Origin of the sequence: Halobellus captivus (assembly GCF_003697845.1) — an archaeon.
In the GTDB taxonomy this organism is placed as follows: domain Archaea; phylum Halobacteriota; class Halobacteria; order Halobacteriales; family Haloferacaceae; genus Halorubrum; species Halorubrum glutamatedens.
On the sequence record NZ_RDQE01000009.1, the window covers coordinates 1 to 18,760 of the forward strand.

13 protein-coding genes are annotated in these 18,760 nt (G+C 65.7%); 5 read left to right on the forward strand and 8 right to left on the reverse strand.

Annotated features, from left to right (window positions below; all coding sequences use genetic code 11):
* Nucleotides 1-590: 590 nt before the first annotated feature.
* A complete protein-coding gene (locus EAO78_RS11190; protein WP_122105925.1) occupies nucleotides 591-1,151 on the forward strand; it encodes a TATA-box-binding protein in 561 nt (186 codons plus the stop codon).
* Nucleotides 1,152-1,171: 20 nt separating this feature from the next.
* Here EAO78_RS11190 and EAO78_RS11195 read toward each other — a convergent pair whose 3' ends face one another.
* The 5 genes from EAO78_RS11195 to EAO78_RS11215 form a co-directional block, all read right to left on the reverse strand.
* Nucleotides 1,172-2,377: a Cdc6/Cdc18 family protein gene (locus EAO78_RS11195; RefSeq protein ID WP_122105926.1), complete on the reverse strand. Its 1,206-nt coding sequence runs from the start codon at nucleotides 2,375-2,377 to the stop codon at nucleotides 1,172-1,174.
* Between the two features lie 177 nt (nucleotides 2,378-2,554).
* Entirely contained in the window at nucleotides 2,555-5,410 is a 2,856-nt protein-coding gene (locus EAO78_RS11200) for a GAF domain-containing protein (protein WP_122105927.1), read from the reverse strand.
* Nucleotides 5,411-6,193: 783 nt separating this feature from the next.
* Nucleotides 6,194-7,045: a DUF7839 domain-containing protein gene (locus EAO78_RS11205; RefSeq protein ID WP_122105928.1), complete on the reverse strand. Its 852-nt coding sequence runs from the start codon at nucleotides 7,043-7,045 to the stop codon at nucleotides 6,194-6,196.
* Between the two features lie 135 nt (nucleotides 7,046-7,180).
* Complete coding sequence (locus EAO78_RS11210) at nucleotides 7,181-9,433, reverse strand: NADP-dependent malic enzyme (RefSeq protein ID WP_122105929.1); 2,253 nt, start codon at nucleotides 9,431-9,433, stop codon at nucleotides 7,181-7,183.
* Nucleotides 9,434-9,648: 215 nt separating this feature from the next.
* Nucleotides 9,649-11,022 (reverse strand): DUF7544 domain-containing protein, encoded by a 1,374-nt coding sequence (locus EAO78_RS11215; protein WP_203227871.1) that lies wholly within the window; start codon nucleotides 11,020-11,022, stop codon nucleotides 9,649-9,651.
* A gap of 138 nt (nucleotides 11,023-11,160) precedes the next feature.
* On the opposite strand from EAO78_RS11215, the gene EAO78_RS11220 reads away from it, so the two are divergent.
* Nucleotides 11,161-12,012, forward strand: a complete 852-nt coding sequence (locus EAO78_RS11220) for a DUF7117 family protein (protein ID WP_122105930.1) — start codon at nucleotides 11,161-11,163, stop codon at nucleotides 12,010-12,012.
* A 170-nt stretch (nucleotides 12,013-12,182) separates the two neighbouring features.
* On the forward strand, nucleotides 12,183-12,410 hold the full coding sequence (locus EAO78_RS11225) for a DUF7385 family protein (protein WP_122105931.1): 228 nt from the start codon (nucleotides 12,183-12,185) through the stop codon (nucleotides 12,408-12,410).
* 69 nt (nucleotides 12,411-12,479) lie between these two features.
* Here the strand turns inward: EAO78_RS11225 and EAO78_RS11230 are convergent, their stop codons facing one another.
* Together EAO78_RS11230 and EAO78_RS11235 are read right to left on the reverse strand one after the other, a co-directional pair.
* A complete protein-coding gene (locus EAO78_RS11230) occupies nucleotides 12,480-14,120 on the reverse strand; it encodes an MATE family efflux transporter (RefSeq protein WP_122105932.1) in 1,641 nt (546 codons plus the stop codon).
* Nucleotides 14,121-14,222: 102 nt separating this feature from the next.
* Entirely contained in the window at nucleotides 14,223-15,326 is a 1,104-nt protein-coding gene (locus EAO78_RS11235; RefSeq protein ID WP_122105933.1) for a mechanosensitive ion channel family protein, read from the reverse strand.
* 144 nt (nucleotides 15,327-15,470) lie between these two features.
* On the opposite strand from EAO78_RS11235, the gene EAO78_RS11240 reads away from it, so the two are divergent.
* On the forward strand, nucleotides 15,471-16,343 hold the full coding sequence (locus EAO78_RS11240) for a proteasome assembly chaperone family protein (protein WP_122105934.1): 873 nt from the start codon (nucleotides 15,471-15,473) through the stop codon (nucleotides 16,341-16,343).
* A gap of 98 nt (nucleotides 16,344-16,441) precedes the next feature.
* Nucleotides 16,442-17,494: an HTH-type sugar sensing transcriptional regulator TrmB gene (gene trmB / locus EAO78_RS11245; protein WP_122105935.1), complete on the forward strand. Its 1,053-nt coding sequence runs from the start codon at nucleotides 16,442-16,444 to the stop codon at nucleotides 17,492-17,494.
* Between the two features lie 48 nt (nucleotides 17,495-17,542).
* On the opposite strand, the gene EAO78_RS11250 is transcribed toward trmB, so the two are convergent.
* Nucleotides 17,543-18,646, reverse strand: a complete 1,104-nt coding sequence (locus EAO78_RS11250; protein ID WP_162498069.1) for a metal-dependent hydrolase — start codon at nucleotides 18,644-18,646, stop codon at nucleotides 17,543-17,545.
* Nucleotides 18,647-18,760: the final 114 nt, after the last annotated feature.

The window sequence follows — 18,760 nt, forward strand, 5'->3', positions numbered from 1 at the left end:
GGAGTCCGGTCTCCCCGGCGACCCGGATGACACCGAACGTCCACGGCTCACATCAGATCTCCTCTTACGCCGGAGCGCAGGGGGCGAAATCCTCATGGCGTCGAGTCGGGATGTCCCGACTCAGCGAAACCGGGCCGAGTTGAACGGCCCGAGTTCGCGATGCGTTCTTCGCGTTTCGTCCGAACCGGGGTAGACATTTAACCCCGTCGGAACGCGTCGACCGGCCACGTGGGCGGCCGGCCGCTGCCCCCACGCCGGGGGCGCTTCGCATTCCATTCGAATCGCGGTGTACACTTAACCCCGTCGAACCGAACCCGCCACGTCATGCGGTTTCATGGGACGGATAACCGAGGAGATGGCAAACCGACGACGGATCACCGGAGCGTTCGAGCCCGTATCGAGTCCGTCGCCGGTCCCGATCACGAACACGGTCCGATCCGATCGTCAGCCGTCGTGTACGGGACCGCGTCGTGGTGTGCATACCGGCCCGTAGCGTGTCACCTCACGCTTCGGCTCCCGGGGGTACCGCGCACCGGGCCGTTTATACCACGGGCGTTTATAAGGGAGGGGGCCACATATAAAAGCGAACGATGACGAACCCTGCAGACTCGATCGAGATCCAGAACGTAGTTGCATCGACGGGGATCGGCCAGGAGCTCGACCTGGAGGCCCTTGCGGAGGACCTCCCGGGGGCTGACTTCAACCCCGACAACTTCCCCGGACTCGTCTACCGGACCCAGGAGCCGAAGGCGGCGGCACTCATCTTCCGGTCGGGCAAGATCGTCTGTACGGGCGCGAAGAGCATCGACGACGTTCACGAGGCGCTCGGGATCATCTTCGAGAAGCTTCGCGGGCTCCAGATCCCCGTCGAGGAGGATCCCGACATCACGGTCCAGAACATCGTCTCGAGCGCGGACCTCGGCCACAACCTCAACCTCAACGCCCTCGCGATCGGGCTCGGGTTGGAGGACGTCGAGTACGAACCCGAGCAGTTCCCCGGCCTCGTCTACCGGATGGACGAGCCGGAGGTGGTGATCCTGTTGTTCGGCAGCGGGAAGATCGTCATCACCGGCGGGAAACGGACCGACGACGCGGAGGGAGCGGTCGAGGAGATCGTCGAACGGATCGAAGGGCTCGGCCTGCTGGGTTGAATCGGTTCGCGGGACGTCCGTCAGCTGCTCGTGGAGTCCTCGACGAGTACCTCCTTGACGACGCCGGGGTCCTCGAGGAGTTGGTGTTTGGTGTAGCTTCCTTCAGCGCTGCCGCCGCTGTGTTTCGACTGTTCGATGATGTCGAGAAAGGCGTGTTCCTTGAGTAGGTCGCGAACGCGGCGCAACGAGAGACTATCGGACCCCTCCTGTCGACAGATGTTCTCGTATATCTCGTACACCCGGCTGGTTCGAAACCCGTCGTTTCGCTCGTGTGAAAGCGAGAGCAACGCGAGAGCCTGGAGGACGTATCGCGAGTGGGGCGTCGATCCGCGGATGAGTTCCCGGAATCGATCCGTTTCGGCGCGCTCGCGCGCCTGCGTGACGAACTCCTCTCTGACCGTTGGCTCGCCGTTGGCCTGAGCGATCTCGCCGGCGTACCGGAGGATGTCGATCGCCTTTCGGGCGTCCCCGTGCTCGCGGGCGGCGAGCGCGGCCGCCCGTGGGATCGTCGATGCCTCGAGGACGTCGTCGTGGAACGCGTCGGACCGGGCCTGCATGATCGCTCGAAGCTGGTTCGCGTCGTAGGGCGGAAAGACGAACTCGCGTTCACAGAGGCTCGATTTGACCCGCTCGTCCATCCGGTCTTTGTACTGTATCTTGTTGCTGATCCCGACGACGCCGAGCTTACAGTCGGTGATCTTCCCGGCCTCTCCGGCACGGGACAGTTGCATGAGGATGGCGTCGTCGTCGAGCTTGTCGATCTCGTCGAGGATGATCAACACCACGTCGTAGCGCTGGTCAAGGATCCGCCAGAGCCGTTTGTAGTACGTCGACGTCGAGAGTCCCTTGTCCGGGACGTTGATCCCGGTCGTCTCGGGGTCGTTCACGCCTTCGGCGATGGTCTGGACGGCCTGCGTCTCGGTCGTGTCCTGTGCGCAGTCGACGTAGGCGAACGTCGCGTTGACGCCCTCCTCCCCCGCCGTCGACACCAGACGCTTGGAGACGTACTTCGCACAGAGCGACTTCCCCGTCCCGGTCTTTCCGTAGAGGAGAACGTTACTCGGACTCTGTCCGAATATCGCGGGGTTGACCGCGGTGGCCAGATCGGAGATCTCGTCGTCGCGGCCGACGATCCGGCCTTCGCCCGGGAGATGGCTTATCTCGAGGAGTTCCTTGTTGGCGAAGATCGGGTCCTCCCTCGTGAAGAGATCGTCCGCTGCGTCCATAGGAGAGACACCGCGTTTCCGGTGAAATACGTTCTGTTTCTCCGCCCCGACGTTCCGGGGATGAGAGAACGGAGACGAGGATGGAGCGGCCGTGATCGCGGCTTCGTCGTGACCTCCGTTCGGTCGGTACAGGAACGGTATCCGTACGAGTATTCGATCTATACACTACGTTCGAGATCAGTCGTCACCACGTGCGATATCAGTGAACTCGAAGCGGGCCCCGCCGGCCTCGCTCTCGGTTACCCGGACCTCCCAGCCGTGTGCGTCGACGATCTCCTGGACGATCACGAGGCCGAATCCGGTTCCGTCCTCGCGCGTCGAGTAGCCGGACTCGAAGACCCGCTCCCGCTCGTCTTCCGGGATCCCGGGACCGTCGTCCGCAACGTAGAAACCGTCATCCAAGTCGCCGACGGTGATCGACACCTCGCCGCCGCCGTGTTCGACGGCGTCGCCGGGCTCCGCCCGGCTGCCAGTGGAACCGTGTTCCACACTGTCGCCGGACTGCGTCCGGCTGCTCGTCGAGCCGTGCTCGACGCTGTTCCGGAACAGGTTCTCCAACAGCCGTGCGAGCCGGTTCCGGTCGGCCCGAACCGTGCGATCGACGAGGACTTCGAGCGTCGCCGCGGCGGTGTCCACGTTCGCCCAACACTCTTCGATGAGCCCGGCCAGGTCGACCGGCGCCGAATCGGTCACGTGGACTCCTTCGCGTGCTACCTGCAACAGGTCGTCGATCAACACCCCGATCCTGTCGTGTGCCTTCGCCACCGCGTCGAGATGTTCGCTGTCACACTCCGTTCGGGACAGGTCGAGATATCCCTCAGCCACGTTCAACGGGTTCCGCAGGTCGTGGGAGACGATGCTTGCGAACTCCGCTAACTGTTCGTTCTGTCGTTCGAGCTCCCGCTGGTGCTCGATCCGACCGAGCGCGGTCGTCGTGTGTGCGGCGACGGTCTCCGCGAGCGAGACGTCGACATCGTCGAACGCGTCGGGGGCGGTCGATCCGATGAGGAGCACGCCGTGATCGTCGAGCGGGAGGACGATCTCGCTCCGGATGGACGTCTCCGGGTTGAACCGTTCGGAGATCGTCGAGATGTCGTCGTAGATCAGGGGTTGGCCCGTCTCGAACGCCTTCCAGGCGAGCCCTTCGCCGGGCGAGAACGCCGGCGGTTCACCGACGAGCTCCTCGGTCAGATCCGTCCACGCGACCGGCACCAGTTCCTCGTCGTCCTCGTCGTGGAGGTGAATGGCACTCGCCGGCATATCGAGGACGTCGTGAACGGTCTCGACGGCTATCTCGGCCGCTTTCTCGGCCGTTTCGGCTCGTACGACCGACTGTGCGGTCTCGTGTAGCGTGTTGATGACTCGCTTGTGCTGTTCCCGCCTGGTAACGTCCGTAATGAAGCCCTCCAGTTCCTCTACGTGGCCGTCGTCGTAGATCCCCTGACCGCGCTCCCACACCCACTTGACGTCCCCGTCCTTGGTGCGGATCCGGTAGGTGATCTCGAACGGTTCGCGTCCGTCGAGTGCGTCCTGTATCGAACTCCAGACCGCCGCTCGGTCGTCGGGATGGATGATCCGTTCGCCGTAGATTCCGGCCCTCTCCACCAGTTCGGAGGGCTGATATCCCGTCAGATCCGTCACCTCACCTCGAACGTCCTCCATCGGCCACCCGGGTTTGTTGCCACACCGGTAGACCATTCCCGGGAGGTTATCCACGAGCCGTTTGAGCTGTCGTTCGCGTCGCTTGCGCTCGGTGAGGTCCCGGCCGATCCCGATGAGTCCGATCAGATCGCCGTCGAGGTCGGTCAAGCGGGATCCGGTGAACTCGTAGGGAACGCGTTCGTCGTCCGCCGTCAGGAGCGCGGATTCGACGGTCGTCTCTCCGGTGACGAGGGCCTCCTCGATCGCGTCGGCGATCCGCTCCCGGTCGTCCTCGGGGAAGAGATCGGTCGCTCGCATCCGTCCGAGCGCTTCGTCCGTATAGCCGGTGACCGCGGCGAGGTGGTCGTTCCACCGGCGGAACGTCCCGTCGGCGTTGATGACGTAGAAGACGTCATTGAGCGAATCGAGGGCCTGCTCGACGAAGTCGCGTTCCTCACGAAGGCTCGCTCGCACCTCGAAGGAATGGAGGACGTGAGCGATGTCGCTCCCGAGTTCGTCGAGGAGATCGCGCTCGTTCGCGTCGAAGGCGTTCGGACGATCGGCGTAGACTACCAGCACGCCGTACAGCGTGTCCCGATATTCGAGCGGGAGGGCGGCAACCGCGCGGAATCCGCGTTCGATCGCTTCCGCTTTCCACGGTTCGAATCGGGGATCCTCGGCGATGTTCTGTGAGACGGCGATCCGCCGTTCACGGATCGCCGTCCCTGCGGGTCCCTGCCCGGTGGGGCTCTCGTCGGTGGTGATGGTGATCCCGTCGAGGTACCCGCGTTCCATGCCCGCGGACGTTTGCGGTTCGACGCGGTTCGTTTCGGGGTCGATCTCCCCGATCCACGCGAACAGGTAGGGGTCCGATTCGCTGAAGATCTCACAGACGCGGGTTTCCACCGCCGCCCGCGAGTCCGCACGCACGATCGCCTGGTTGATGTCGCTGGCGAGTGTACGGATCCGGTCGAGTTCGGCGGCCCGCTGGCTCGTCCGATACTGCTCGACCGCGTTGGTGACGCGGTTCGCGAGGACCGTGTACTGACTCGTTCCGCTCTCCTTCTGGAGGTAGTCCGTGACGCCGGAGGCGATCGCGTCGCTTGCGACCTCCTCGCTGCCCTTGCCCGTATAGAGAACGAAAGGGAGGCCCGGGTTCTCCTCGCGGACGGCCTCGAGGAACTCGATACCGTTCCGACCGGGCATGTCGTAGTCGGAGACCACACAGTCGACGTCGCCGTCGGCGACGCGATCCAGTCCCTTGCTCGCGTTCGACGCGATCTCGACGTCGATCCGGTCGTCCTCGCGTTCGAGAAAGGTCGCAGCCATCTCCGCGAGCTCCGGCTCGTCATCGACGTGGAGGACACGGATGGCGTCTGGAGATGAGCTCATGGGCCGCGTGCTTTCGGGAGATTGGGAGCCAAAACAAATAATATATGCGGCCGATCGGTCGAGTTCGCGTGCTACGGGATTCGTGTTGTGTATTTGATAGATATTGGGGACACACACCGGGTTTCCGGTGAAATGGGTCGGGCGGTGGTGGTGGGGATTCATCGGAAACGAGGTGTGGCCCCAAACGAAGGCACGAAGAGAGTCGAGTCAGACGAGACGTATCAAATCGAACGAATCAAACGGGACGGATCAAACGGAAGGAACGGAGACAGCCCGATACCGAACTACAAACGGCAACGAAACACGAACTCGTCGTCGATCGTGAAACCGTAGAAAACGAATCGTGAGAGAAGAAACGCCAGCATCACGCTGTCAACGGCATGTCATTTACACCGTACCGCTCACACCGTACCGCTCACACCGTACCGTTACACCATCGACGTGAACAGATCGGGCCTTCCGCTGTATCTCACAGTATGACTACACGACGTTCGTCTAATGACTACAATTGACTCGACGAACTTTTCTCAAGTAGTATATTTAGTAGTACGGGTTTTCATTCGAAGTAGTACGGGTTTTCATTCGAGATAGAACCGTATATTCCAACGCTGGAAGGGAACCCACTCAAAACGACAGAGCAAACGACCCCATTTCACCGGAAACACGGTGTGTCCCTCACCAACATCAGAACGGATCCGGGTCGTCGTGTCGATTCGGTATTCGATCGGAGAAGAGCGGGAGGAAAGGAAGGAAAGCGAAGAGAGAACAAAAGAGAACAGCGGATCAGGGCTGATCTCCGACGGGGTCGTGGACCTCGTATCGAACGCCGCTTTCCCGGAGTTGCGTCGTGTGACGCGAGAGTTCGTCGGTGGACACGAGAAGTAACACGTCCAGGCCGCGAAGCGCGGCCTGCGGGACGGCATCGACCGTCCCGAAGCGGATCTCGGGATGGATCCCGGCCCGCATCGCCAGCGCGTACGCCTCTGTACCGGCTATCGCGACGAATCCCTCGTCGTTCACACGCTCGGTCACGACTTCGACGGACGGCGGTTTTTCCTCGGTCACGACCGGAACGGGGATCACGGTTACGACGCCGGGATCGTACTCGACGACACCCTCAAACTCGGTGACACCGATCGCCTCTCCGGCCACTCCACCTGTGACGGCGACCGCAGTCGCGGACGTCTCCTCGTCAGACGATGCCTCTCCACCAGTCGACGTCTCGGCGGCCTGCTCAGCGGTCGCATGAAGGACCCCATCACGCATGGTCAGCCCGACTTCATCATCTTCAGAAACCGGATCGATGGCGATCGCGGCGTCGACGTCGACGCTTCCGAGGACGTCCTCGGACACCCGGGAGACGAACTCCGAGAGCGCGTCGGTCCGCGTGATGAGCCAGTCGACGCCCTCCTTCGTCACCTCGTATCTCCCCCGTCCGCCTTTCTCCACGTACCCTCGCTCGACGAGCTCGCGAACGTAATCGCTCACGGCCTGCGAGGTGACTCCGAGAACCTCGGCGATCTCACCCTGGCTCACCGCCGGCTGACGGGCCGCGATCTCGACGAGCACTCGATACTTGCTGGCGTCACGCTTGTTATCGAGCACTCGCGGGGCGACGGCTCCTTCGTCGTCCATAGCAACAGTCGTGGTGTTGAAAACAAGTATGTTTGGTGTTTCGGCGTTCCCGATGGCGATACCACGCCGACGAAACCATCGTCACGCCGACGAAACCATCGTCACGCCGACGAAACCATCGTCACGTCGAGAGGCTCACTCCTGTGCGTCGACGACCGCGACGCCGGCCAGGTTGACGATGTCCTTCACCTCGTCGCCGCGCTGGAGGACGTGAACCGGCTCGTCCATTCCGACCAGCATGGGTCCGATCGCCTCCGCACCGCCGAGCCGCTGAAGCAGTTTGTATCCGATGTTGCCGGCTTCGAGGTTCGGGAACACGAGCACGTTCGCGGCCTCGTCGAGTTCGGAGAACTCGTAGGTTCCGTTGAGTATCTCGTCGACGACCGCGGTGTCCGCCTGCATCTCCCCGTCGACCGGGAAGTCGACCTCGGGGTCCTCGTGGAGGAGGTCGACCGCCTCACGCGGCTTTCGCGTGCCCTCGTTGTCGACGCTCCCGAAGTTCGAGTACGAGAGGACCGCCGCGCGCGGCTCGACGTTGAACCGCCGAGCGAGATCGGCGGTGTGCCGAGTGATCTCCGCGAGCGTCTCCCGGTCCGGGTCCTGGTTGACGGTCGTGTCCGCACAGAACACCACCCGGTTCTTGAACGTCAGCATGTACACGCCGGCGACGGTGTCGGTGTCGGCCGCCGAGCCGATCACCTGAAGCGGCGGCCGCAACGCCGAGGGATAGTGATGGGTGAGTCCGGTCAACAGCGCGTCGGCGTCGCCGGCCTTCACCATGACGCTCCCGAGGTAGTTGGTGTCCCGCTCAACGAGCTCGTTGGCCTCGCGTCGAGTGATCCCCTTCCGTTTCCGAAGCTCGTACAGCCGGTCCCCGTAGGCGGTGACGTCCCGTTCGTCGGGGTCCACGATCTCCGGACGGAACGAGAGCCCGAGATCGGCCGCCGTGCGAGCGATCTCGTCGGCGTCGCCGAGCAACACCGGCTCGGCGATCCCCTGCTCGGAGAGCTGGTAGGCCGCTCGGATCATCTTCTCGTCGGTCCCCTCGGCGAGCGCGATCCGTTTCGGATCGCTTTTCGCCTTGTTCAACACGACTCGCATCATCTCGCGGGACTTCCCGAGCCGCGCCTCGAGCCGCTCGCGGTACTGCTCGAGGTCGATCTCGGTCCGTGCGGATCCGGACTCCATGGCCGCCCGTGCGACCGCGGGAGCGACCTCGAAGAGCACGCGGGGATCGAGCGGCTTCGGGATGACGTAGTCGGGACCGAACTGGAGCGGGTCGTCGCCGTACGCCTTCACGACCGCGTCAGGGACGTCCTTGCGCGCCAGCTCCGCGAGCGCCGTCGCCGCCGCCCGCTTCATCTCCTCGTTGATCTCGGTCGCGCGCACGTCGAGCGCCCCACGGAACAGGAACGGGAACCCGAGGACGTTGTTCACCATGTTGGGGTAGTCGGACCGACCGGTCGCCATGATCACGGTGTCATCGCGAGCCGACTTCGCGTCCTCGTAGGTGATCTCCGGGTCGGGGTTCGCCATCGCGAACAGGATCGGGTCCGACGCCATCGATCGGACCATCTCCTGTGAGACGATGCCGCCGACGGAGAGACCGACGAACGCGTCCGCGCCCTCCATCGCGTCCGAGAGATCGCCGCCGTCGACGTCGCTCGCGAACTCCCGTTTGTACTCGTTGACGTCGCCCGCCTCGGCCCGCTCCTCCGTGATGATCCCGGAGGAGTCACACATCGTGATGTTCTCGCGTTTCGCACCGAGCGAGACGTAAAAGCGAGCGCTCGCGATCGCGGACGCGCCCGCCCCCGAGAAGACGATGTCGAGCTCGGAAAGGTCCTTGTCGACGATGTCCGTGGCGTTCAGAAGCGCCGCCCCAGAGATGATCGCGGTCCCGTGTTGGTCGTCGTGGAAGACGGGGACGTCCATCTCCTCGCGGAGGCGCTCCTCGATCTCGAAGCACTCGGGCGCCTTGATGTCCTCGAGATTGATCCCGCCGAAGGTGGGCTCCATCGCGGAGACCGCGGTACAGAACGGGTCGACCTCCTCGATGTCGAGTTCGATGTCGAAGACGTCGATGTCGGCGAAGCGCTTGAACAGAACTCCCTTCCCCTCCATCACGGGCTTCGACGCGGCCGCGCCGATGTCGCCGAGCCCGAGCACGGCCGACCCGTTCGAGACGACCGCCACCATGTTCCCCTTCGCCGTGTACTCGAAGACCGACTCCGGGTCGGCCGCGATGTCCCGGCACGGCGCGGCGACTCCCGGAGAGTACGCCAGCGAGAGGTCTCGCTGGGTGTTCGTGGGCTTCGTCGTCGAGATCTCGATCTTCCCCGGCGGCTCCTGCCGGTGGTACTCGCGTGCGTCGTCGTCCAATCCCATGGTTACCCCTTTCGGGAACGGAGTAAAAATCTATCCGTACCCGTCGAGAGTTCGGTTCGACAGACGTCTAACCCAAACATCACCAAGCGGCCGACTCCTCGTGGTCGATCCCTCGTGGCCGATCCCCGTGATCGATCCCTCGTGGTCGATCCCCGTGATCGATCAGAGCCGATCCCAACGACGGCGACCGTCTCCGCCGATCCGTTCGTCACCCCTCACCGATCGTTTCCGAATAGGTCGTCGGACCGGTCTCGAGACCCATCTCGGGACTGGGCGTCGGACGGGTCTTCCGGGTCGTCCCCCTCGCCCGCGGAACCCCACCGATCCGAGTCGGTCGTGTCCACGCTTCCGTCGGCTTCGCCGGCACCACCGACTTCTCCCCCTCCGCTCGAGGCTCCTCCTCCGTCATTCCCATCGGAACCGCCAGACGTATCTCCCCCACCGGGCCCGCCAGACGTATCTCCCCCACCGGGCCCGCCAGACGTATCTCCCCCACCGGGCCCGCCGGACGCGTTCGGATCGATCCCCGGATCCAGGAGCGCGAGTTCCGGATCGATGCCGCCGAGCGTCGAGACCTCGTAGGCGATCAGATACGTCCGCGTGAGGATCCGGACCGGAAGCAGCAGGATCAAGAGCGCGAGCACCGCGATGACGACGACGACCGCAAGCACCGCGAGTCCGGCGGTCGTTCCGGTCACCGCCGGTAACCCGCCCAGCAGCCCTCCGGCGATCAACACGGCGACGCCGGCGAACACCGCGACGAGACCGCCGACGAAGAGGAAGACGAAGCTCTCGGCCACGGAGATGCCGACGCCCAGGAAGAAGTGAACGACGAGATAGAGAAGGAACTCGACCCACGACTCGCGGAGCGTCGGTCGGAACCGCCTCCAGCCCGCGAGGACGCCCACGTCGCGGAGGACCATCACCGGAACGACGAACTCGTAGGTGAACCGGAGCACGAAGAGCACGACGACCGCGAGCAGGACCGCGAGCGCGACGAGCACCCCGATCCCCCAGGTCGGAAGACCAGCCACGGCGGAGCCGAGCGTGTCGGCGGGTCCCCACCCGACGTCCACCTCCGCCAGCACGGCGACGACGACGGGGACCGCCATCACCAGACTGACCAGCGTCGAGAAGACGAACAGCCCGAGCGCCTGGCGCAACCGGCCGACGAACGGTCTCCAGAGTCGGACCTCGTTCGTACGGAGCGCGTCGTAAAACACCAGGCGAAGCGAGATCGACGCGATCGAGAAAGCGATCGCGACGGCGACGATGACCGCCACGAGCGCGATGACGAGACTCATGTCGACCGCCTCGAACCCGACGTCTCCTTGGAGTCCGTTCGGTCCGAACAACGGATCTCCGCTCGAGCCTTCCGTCGACCCTCCCTCCGGTCCTCCCGGCCCACCCGGACCGGTCGTGAACTCGGGGTTCGGGAAGAACGGGACCGAGACGTTCGTGCGTACGCCACCTCCCATCAGGAGGACGAGGAGGGCGAGCTTCGCCCAGCGAACGAGGCTGAACGGGAACAGGAACCTACGGGTGGCCTCGACCGCGTCGTCCACGGCGTCGACGGCACTCCAACTCATGTCCGGCCGTTTCACGGGCCTCCCATATATATCATCTTCACACGGATGTGAGTCTCTCCACGCCGACATCGCGTCCCTATGCCGCCGGCCTCCAACCCGACCCGCAGACTTTACCGCGAAGGCGACGAACGCCCGACGATGAACATCCGCGGCGAACGAGAGTGTCGCGACTGTGGGAGCCGCTGGTCGTACTACGAGACCGGAAGCGTCGAGTGTCCCGACTGCGGGAGCCTCAAGAGCGTCGGAACCGCGGAGCGAGCGCTTCACACCGACGCACCCGCCACCCTCGAGTTGAGCCGTCATCGTGCCCGGTTCGGCGAGGCACGCTCGACGCTCCCCGCCGAAGGCGTCGACGAGTTGAAACGCGATCTCCGCGAGTACGTCCGCAAGCGAGGATTCGTCCGGGGCGGAGAGCTCCGTTGGCTGGACTCCACGTATCTCGCGGCGCGCGAGTTGCTCGAGGCGGTCGACGTCTACGATCGCCTGCGCGACCCGACCGACGCGGACCGGGAGTACCTCCTCGCGCTGCTCGCCGGCGCCGACGACGGTGAACGACCGGAATCGAGCGCCGTTCCGGAGAGCATGCGCGAGGCGAGGGGAATGGCCGCCGCTCGCGCCGTCGACGAGTACCGCGAGGACCTCACGGCGTTTCTGGACGAACTGGAGCGCCGCGGATCCGAAAACGCCGAATCGGAACGTGCCGAACCGAAACGCGACGAGGATGCGGTCGGGGATACGGTGACGGTCGACGCCGGTCCGACCGCCACCGACTCGGTCGTCAACCCCGTCGACCGCGTCGCACCGGCGCGCGCGGTCCTCGAACGCCTCCGCGACCGAACGAAACGGGTCGACGCGCTCAACGGCGAGGTCGATCCGGGAACCGCCGACGCCCTGATCGAGGCGGCCGACGCCCTCGGCGACTACGTCCGGACCGGGAACGTCGCGTCCCTCGATCGCGCCCGCGATCGGATCGACGAAAGCGAATCGTAGTGCGCCGACGGACGCTTCCGAGGAGTCGTTCTCCGTCCGATATCGCCCTCTCACGTCTCACGGTTGGCGTCCCCTCACGGCTGACGTCCCCTCACGGCTGACGTCCCCTCACGTCTCAGGGCTGATACTCACGTGCACACGTTCAAGCGAGAGCGCTCGAATCAGCGGACATGCCCGGTTTCGACGTCCACGAGCATCGGCACGCCTTGAAACAGCTCCGGGACGCCGGCGACACGAGTCTCTGGGAGAATCGGAAAGGAATACCGTGTCCCGTCTGTGAGGAGCCCTTCGACCGTCTGTTCACGACCGCCAGGCCGGCGACGCGGTTTCCCGAGAACGACGGGGCACGCTTCTGTCTCGTGCGCGAGGACGACGCGATACACGTGTTCCGACACTAAGGCACGTGGATCCACCCGATTCCGACGCTGAAGGACGTGATGTGCGCGCGTTCCCACGCCGACCCCCGATCAGTCCTCGGCGACCGGATCGATGTCGGGCGTAGGCTCCTCGATGTAGCGGTTCGACCACGTTCCGCGGGAGAACCACGCGATACCGACGATCGCGCCGAGGACGTTTCCGAGCGCCATGCCGACCCAGATCCCGGTCTCGCCCCATCCCGCGACGAACACGAGATACCCCACGCTCGCGACCCGTCCGACCCAGAGGGTGAGAATGGAGATCACCATCGCGGTCTTGGTGTTTCCTGCCCCTCGGAAGGCCCCGAGGATCACCTGTGAGACGCCGATGAAGGCGAACTCCACCGACCGGATCCGGACGTACTCCACGGCGTACGAGACGGTCTCGGGCGCGTCCGGAACGTCGCCGAGGAAGACGGAGACGATCGGCTCCGTGAACGCCACCGCGACCACGGCGACGAGGAACATCACGCCCGCTCCGGTCGTCGCGGCGACCCGCACGGCTCGGCTCGCTCGGTCCGCGCGGTTCGCGCCGAGGTTCTGTCCGACCATGGTGTCGATAGCGCGACCGAGCCCCATCGCCGGGAGGAACACCAGCGAGATGAGTCGATTCCCGAGCCCGTAGGCGGCGACGACGGGCGGCGAGAACGTGACCACCATCGCGGTCAGCGTGATCATCGCCATCGCGCTCGTCGTCTGCTCGACGCTGGATGGCAGCCCCAGCCGGAAGACGTCCTCGATGAACCCGAGGTCCGGCCGCAGGTCCGCGAGTCCCACGTCGGGACCGAGATCGGTCGCGAACAGCGCCCAGACCCCGATCCCGGTGGCGACTCCCCGAGCGAGGATCGTCGCCAGCGCGGCACCCTCGATCCCGTATCCGGTGAAGCCGGTCGCCGCGAACAACGCCCCTTCGATCGCGCCCGGATCGAGCGTGGCGATCCCGGGGATCCCCGCGAGCCAGCCGAAGAGCGGGTTGTCGGCGAACCCGAAGATGAGGAACGGGTCGAGGACGACGTTCAACAGCACGGAGACGAACATCACCGCCATCGGGGTTCGGGTGTCGCCGTAGCCGCGCATCAGCGCCGAGAACACGAAGAACCCGAACATCAGCGGGATCCCGAGGAAGATGATCTCCATGTAGTCGGCGGCGAGCGGGATCACCGTCGCCGCCGTCTCGGCGTCGCTCGGCAGCAGCTCCAGCGCCGGACGGGTGTAGAAGTAGCCGCCGATCCCGATGAACACCGAGAGGACGGCCACGGTAACGATCGTCTGGCCGGCGACGAGCCCGGCCGACTCGTCGCCTTTCGCCCCCGTGTACTGCGCCACGAGGATCGCGCCCGCGGTGGTGAACCCGCCGGCGACCGCGATGAGGAGGAATATCAGCGGGAACGCGAGGCTGATCGCGCCGACGGCCTCCGCCGAGAGCCGGCCGAGATACAGCGTGTCGACGACGTTGTAGGTGACTTGGAGCAGTTGGATGACGACGATGGGCCACGCGAGCCCGAACAGCGGCCGGAGGAGGCTCCCCGACGTGATCGAGTCGGGAGACGGGTCACCACCGTCATCGTCCGGTCCACCGTCGTGCAGCGCATCGTCGTCCGGTCCGTCGGTGGCTCCGCTCCCTGCGTCGCTACCGGGGACCCTCTCGTCGTCAGGGGAGTCACTGGGCGGGCTGGAGGGCTCGTCGCTCACTAGCTTATAAACGCCCAGTCGGCGTATCAGGCTTCCGATCCCGAAGTCTGGAGGGTTTCCGAAGTCTGGAGGGTTTCCGAAGTCTGGAGGGTTTCGGACGTGTCACGGTCGTTCCCGCTCGTCCCGATCCGGACGCTCGTCGAGATCCGACGTCTCGTCCCCGGTGAGACCGCCCCGATCGACATCGGCGTCGACGTCGCTCCCGGTCGGCTCGTCGACCGGTCCGTCGGTCGGGGCCTCTTCGGTGGCGTCGTCGAACTCGTCGGTCCGGACCATGGGCCCGGTCGCCACGTCGGGATCGTCGTCGCTCTCCCGGACGCCGACCTCGGCGACGCCGGAGGTGTCGTCGAAGACGAGGTGCCGGTGCGGGTACGCCATCTCCACGTCGGCGTCGGCGAGCCGCTCGCGGATCCGGATGTTCACGTCGGACTGGACCTTCCCGAGCTTGTACGGTTTCTTCACCCAGTAGCGAAGCCGCAACAGGACGCCGTCGTCGCCGAACTCGTGGATCCGGCAGTCCGGGCTCGCGGTGTAGCGGGCCACGCCGATCCGGATGTCCGGCCCGCCGTCGATGACCGCCTCACAGTCCCGGGCGGCGCGCTCGATCAGTCGGCGGGCCTCCGTCACGTCGCACTCGTAGGTGACGAGTACATCGATGCTCCGACGGGTCCGCTCGTCCTCGGCGGAGTAGTTCGTCACGTCGCGCTCGCGCATCGCGCCGTTCGGAACGACGCGAAACGTGTTGTCGAGGGTGAATATCTTCGTGTATCGGATGGTGATGTCCTCGACGAACCCTTGGGTCCCGTCGTCCAGTTCGACCATGTCGCCGATCTCGAACGGCTGGTCCGCGAGCACGAACACGCCGTTGATGAAGTTCCCGACCAGCGGCGCGAGGATTATACCGACCACCGCGGAGAGGACGGCGGTCCCGATCAGGAGGTCGGTGAACTGGAACCCGACCACCCAGAGACCGGTGAGGAACGAGGCCACGATCGTGCCGACACGAACGCCGCGGACGACGGTCTGTGCGACGCTCTGTCGCGAGAATCGCCTGGCGACCGGTCGACCGATGACCCGCACGATGACCCGCGCGAGCGCCGCGCCGACGACGACGGACAGGACGACGACGAGCAACCGGACCCCCGGGATCGCGGCGAGCCACGAGGACCACTCGACGATCGGGGCGGTCCCCGCCGATTGTGCCATACCTCCACCGCGTCGTCCATCCGAAAAAGCGTTTCCTCCGCGGAGACGGAAACCGTATGGCATCGCAAGCGACCGTGGTACCGACTTCCGGACGACCGAAATCGATGTGGGAAATCCTAACACCGGTCCCGTCGAAGTCCCGGTATGCGTGACGCCAGCGATCCACCCGCCCGACCCGACGATACGCCCGACCGAACCGGGGACACGCCCGCCCGACCCGATGACACATCCGGCCGAACCGGGAACATCGACGATCCTCGCGGTTCTCCTGCCCCTCTACGTGGGTCGACCGATCGCCTCCCGACGTTCAGCGTCACCCACGATTCGTCACCGAGCGAGACGCTCATCGCGGGATTCTCGGCGTACGGCCTCGCCGGGCTCACGGCCGTCGACTACCTGATCGAACACCTCGAGCTGGAGGTCCGCGGGCACGTCATCGCGGAGGGCCTCCCCTCCATCACACCCTTCGAGAAGGGTCGACCGCGTCACCCGACCCGACTGTACTCCGCGGACGACGTCGACGTGACTCTCCTCGTCGCCGAGCAGTTCGTTCCTCCGGTCCTCGGCGAGTCGATCGCGAGATCGATCCTCGACTGGACGGCCACGAACGACGTCGACGAGATCGCCGTCCTCTCCGGGGTTCCGATCCCGCACGGCCCCGACGCCCACCGGACGTTCTACATCGCTACCGACGACTACCGGGAGACCCGGCTCGTGGACGCGGACGTCCCGCCGATGGAGTCGGGGTTCCTCGACGGTGTGAACGCCGCGCTGCTCGACCGCGGCATGGACTCGCCGCTCGGCGTCGGGCTGTTCGTCACGCCGGTCCACGCCCAGGCTCCCGACGTCGAGGCGGCGGTCAGGCTCGTCGAGACGGTGACCGACCTCTACGAACTCGACGTGGATGCCGGCCCTCTCGAGGCGTTCGCGGCCGAGATCCGTCGTCACTACGAGGACCTCGCGGAACGGATCGAGGAGCGCGAACCGGAGGGAAGCTACGACCGGATGTACATGTGATCCGTCGTTCACGCCGTCGCGGACGGACTCATCTCCGGAATCGCGTACAACTCATCTCATAGTAAAAAGCTATACCGGATGGGACCGTCGAGCCGACCATGGCAGACGATCTCCGGGCGACGCTCGATCACGTCGGGGACCGATTCAACCTGGGAGAGTACGAGATCGACGCGTACCTCGCGGTGTTGGAACACGGCGAGTTGACCGCGAGCGAGATCGCCGACCGGACCGAGATCCCACAGCCGCGGGTGTACGACACGGTGCGGAGCCTCGCGGACCGCGGGCTCGTCGAGCTTCGCGAGTCACGCCCGATGAAGATCGTGGCCGTCGATCCGGACGACGCGTTCGACGAACTCCGTTCGTCCTTCACGGAGATGGTCGACGAGCTCGAGGCACGATACACCGCGCCGACCCGCGAGACCGAGGCGGTGTCGCTCGTGAAGTCCCGATCGACGATCCTCCGCTACCTCGAGGAGGTGATTACCGGCGCGGAGTACGAGCTCGCCGTCTCGCTCACGCCCGACCTCCTCCGGCGGTTCCGCGAGGAGCTGAAACGGAAGGTCGAAAACGGCGTCAGCGTCGAACTCCTCGTGACCCCGACCTCCCGCGCGCCCGACCCCGAGGAGTTCGACTACCTCGACGTCGCGACCATCGCGCGCGCACGTCGAGGAATAACCACCCCGGTCCTCGCGGTGGGCGACGGGGAGTACTCCGTCTACGCGACGCAGGACGCCCTCCGTGACGACCGCGAGCGGTACGGCGTCATCTTCAACCGCTCCGCGCTCGGGTTCCTCGTCTCCGGGTTCTTCGGGACCGTCCTCTGGACCACAGCGGAGACGCTTGCCTCGAACGGAAAGGCCCGACCGTTCCCGCGCCGGTACGCCTCGATCCGGCGGGCGGTCAAGGACGTCCGCGAGTTCGACGGCGACCGGTTCTACGCGACGGTCGAGGGCCGCGACATCGAAACGGGACGGTCCGTCACGGTCCGGGGTCGAGTGGTCGACGTCGCGTTCGAGGACACGGAGGAGGTCGCCTCGCTCGTCGTCGAGACCGACGACGGCCCGGTCGAGATCGGCGGTCGCGTCGCCGCGTTGGAGGACGTCGAGGGCCAGGTGATCGTCATCGGCCGCGACGAGCCTCCCGAGATCTGATCGGGATCGTCCAGAGATCGGGTCGGATCGGGTTGGATCGGATCGTTCTCAGAGGAAGTCGGCAACGACGTACACGGCCGCGTATCCGACTAACGCGGCCGTGACTCCGGCGAGCGCGGTGAACGTAAGCGCGAGCGCCGACGGCGGGACGGTGATCCGTCGGCGTAACTCGTCTCTGCCCGGAAGCGAGAATCCGGAGATGACTCCCCGTGAATTCGGTATCCCGGGCGTCCACCTTCGCCGCCCCGCCATCCGGCTCCGCCACCCGACCGCCCACCTCCGCCATCCGGTCGAACCGGGCGTCAGGGATAATCCGCCGCAGACGACGCCGACGGCGAGGATCGAGAACACGAAGTGATACGAGACCTCGAGCGTGGGCGGCGTCATGAGGACGGCGGCGACGCCGTAGGCCAGACCGGCCGCGGCGCGCGGATCGATCGCCTTCCGCCACGAGCGGCCCGTGACGGTGGCGACCGCGACCGCCGCGAGCCAGATGGCGGCCAGCTCGAGCGCGAACGCACCGAGCAGGTGTACCGTCGGGTCGCCGTGGAGCAGCACCCGCCCGTCGAGGAGGCGGACGGCGAAGGGGTAGAACAGCTTCGGCGGCTCGCCGGTGACGAGATCGCCCCACGGATGCGAGAGCAGCCCGAAGACGGCCGCGGCCGCGACGGCCCGCCCGGAGAGGTCGGTCCGTAGTCGAGCGAGCGTCGCGATCGCGAGTCCGCCGATGACGAACGTCCCGAGAACCACCAGCCCGAGCATGCCGTTCTGCGCGGAAGCGACCGCGACGAGCGCGGCCAGCACGGCGACGGAGAGGACCGATCCGATCGCCCGAACCGACCGTCTGCGGTCCCACGCGATCGCCCAGAGGCCGAACGCGCCGCCGGCAAGGACGGACACGACGAGCGAGTGGGTCAGCGCGCGATGGACCTCGCGGGTGGCGTCCCAGAGCGTGCTCGGCCGGGCCAGCGACTCCGCGGAGAGGCTCCCGAGATCGATCGCGACCGCCGCGTACGCCATGTCGACGTCGGGGAGGGCGGCGAACGCGCCGGCGACCGCACCGATCGCCAGCGCGCGGTCGGCGGACCAGCCCAGTCGGTCCGCGAGGAGGGCCGCGAGGGCGAACGCGAGCAGCGCGTGGCCGATGAACACGCCGGCACGTACGGCCGGGAGAGAGATAAGCGGCTCGCAGGCTCCGTGCGACCGTGTTACGAACGAACTCTTATCGGGACACGTGTTCTCGTGGTTACGAATCGCATTCGGTAC

What these genes read in the sequence shown, in the direction of transcription:
- EAO78_RS11190 (WP_122105925.1), top strand. Translation starts at nt 591, where the DNA reads ATGACGAACCCTGCAGACTCGATCGAGATCCAGAACGTAGTTGCATCG.
- EAO78_RS11195 (WP_122105926.1), bottom strand. Translation starts at nt 2,377, where the DNA reads ATGGACGCAGCGGACGATCTCTTCACGAGGGAGGACCCGATCTTCGCC.
- EAO78_RS11200 (WP_122105927.1), bottom strand. Translation starts at nt 5,410, where the DNA reads ATGAGCTCATCTCCAGACGCCATCCGTGTCCTCCACGTCGATGACGAG.
- EAO78_RS11205 (WP_122105928.1), bottom strand. Translation starts at nt 7,045, where the DNA reads ATGGACGACGAAGGAGCCGTCGCCCCGCGAGTGCTCGATAACAAGCGT.
- EAO78_RS11210 (WP_122105929.1), bottom strand. Translation starts at nt 9,433, where the DNA reads ATGGGATTGGACGACGACGCACGCGAGTACCACCGGCAGGAGCCGCCG.
- EAO78_RS11215 (WP_203227871.1), bottom strand. Translation starts at nt 11,022, where the DNA reads ATGAGTTGGAGTGCCGTCGACGCCGTGGACGACGCGGTCGAGGCCACC.
- EAO78_RS11220 (WP_122105930.1), top strand. Translation starts at nt 11,161, where the DNA reads ATGAACATCCGCGGCGAACGAGAGTGTCGCGACTGTGGGAGCCGCTGG.
- EAO78_RS11225 (WP_122105931.1), top strand. Translation starts at nt 12,183, where the DNA reads ATGCCCGGTTTCGACGTCCACGAGCATCGGCACGCCTTGAAACAGCTC.
- EAO78_RS11235 (WP_122105933.1), bottom strand. Translation starts at nt 15,326, where the DNA reads ATGGCACAATCGGCGGGGACCGCCCCGATCGTCGAGTGGTCCTCGTGG.
- EAO78_RS11240 (WP_122105934.1), top strand. Translation starts at nt 15,471, where the DNA reads ATGCGTGACGCCAGCGATCCACCCGCCCGACCCGACGATACGCCCGAC.
- trmB (WP_122105935.1), top strand. Translation starts at nt 16,442, where the DNA reads ATGGCAGACGATCTCCGGGCGACGCTCGATCACGTCGGGGACCGATTC.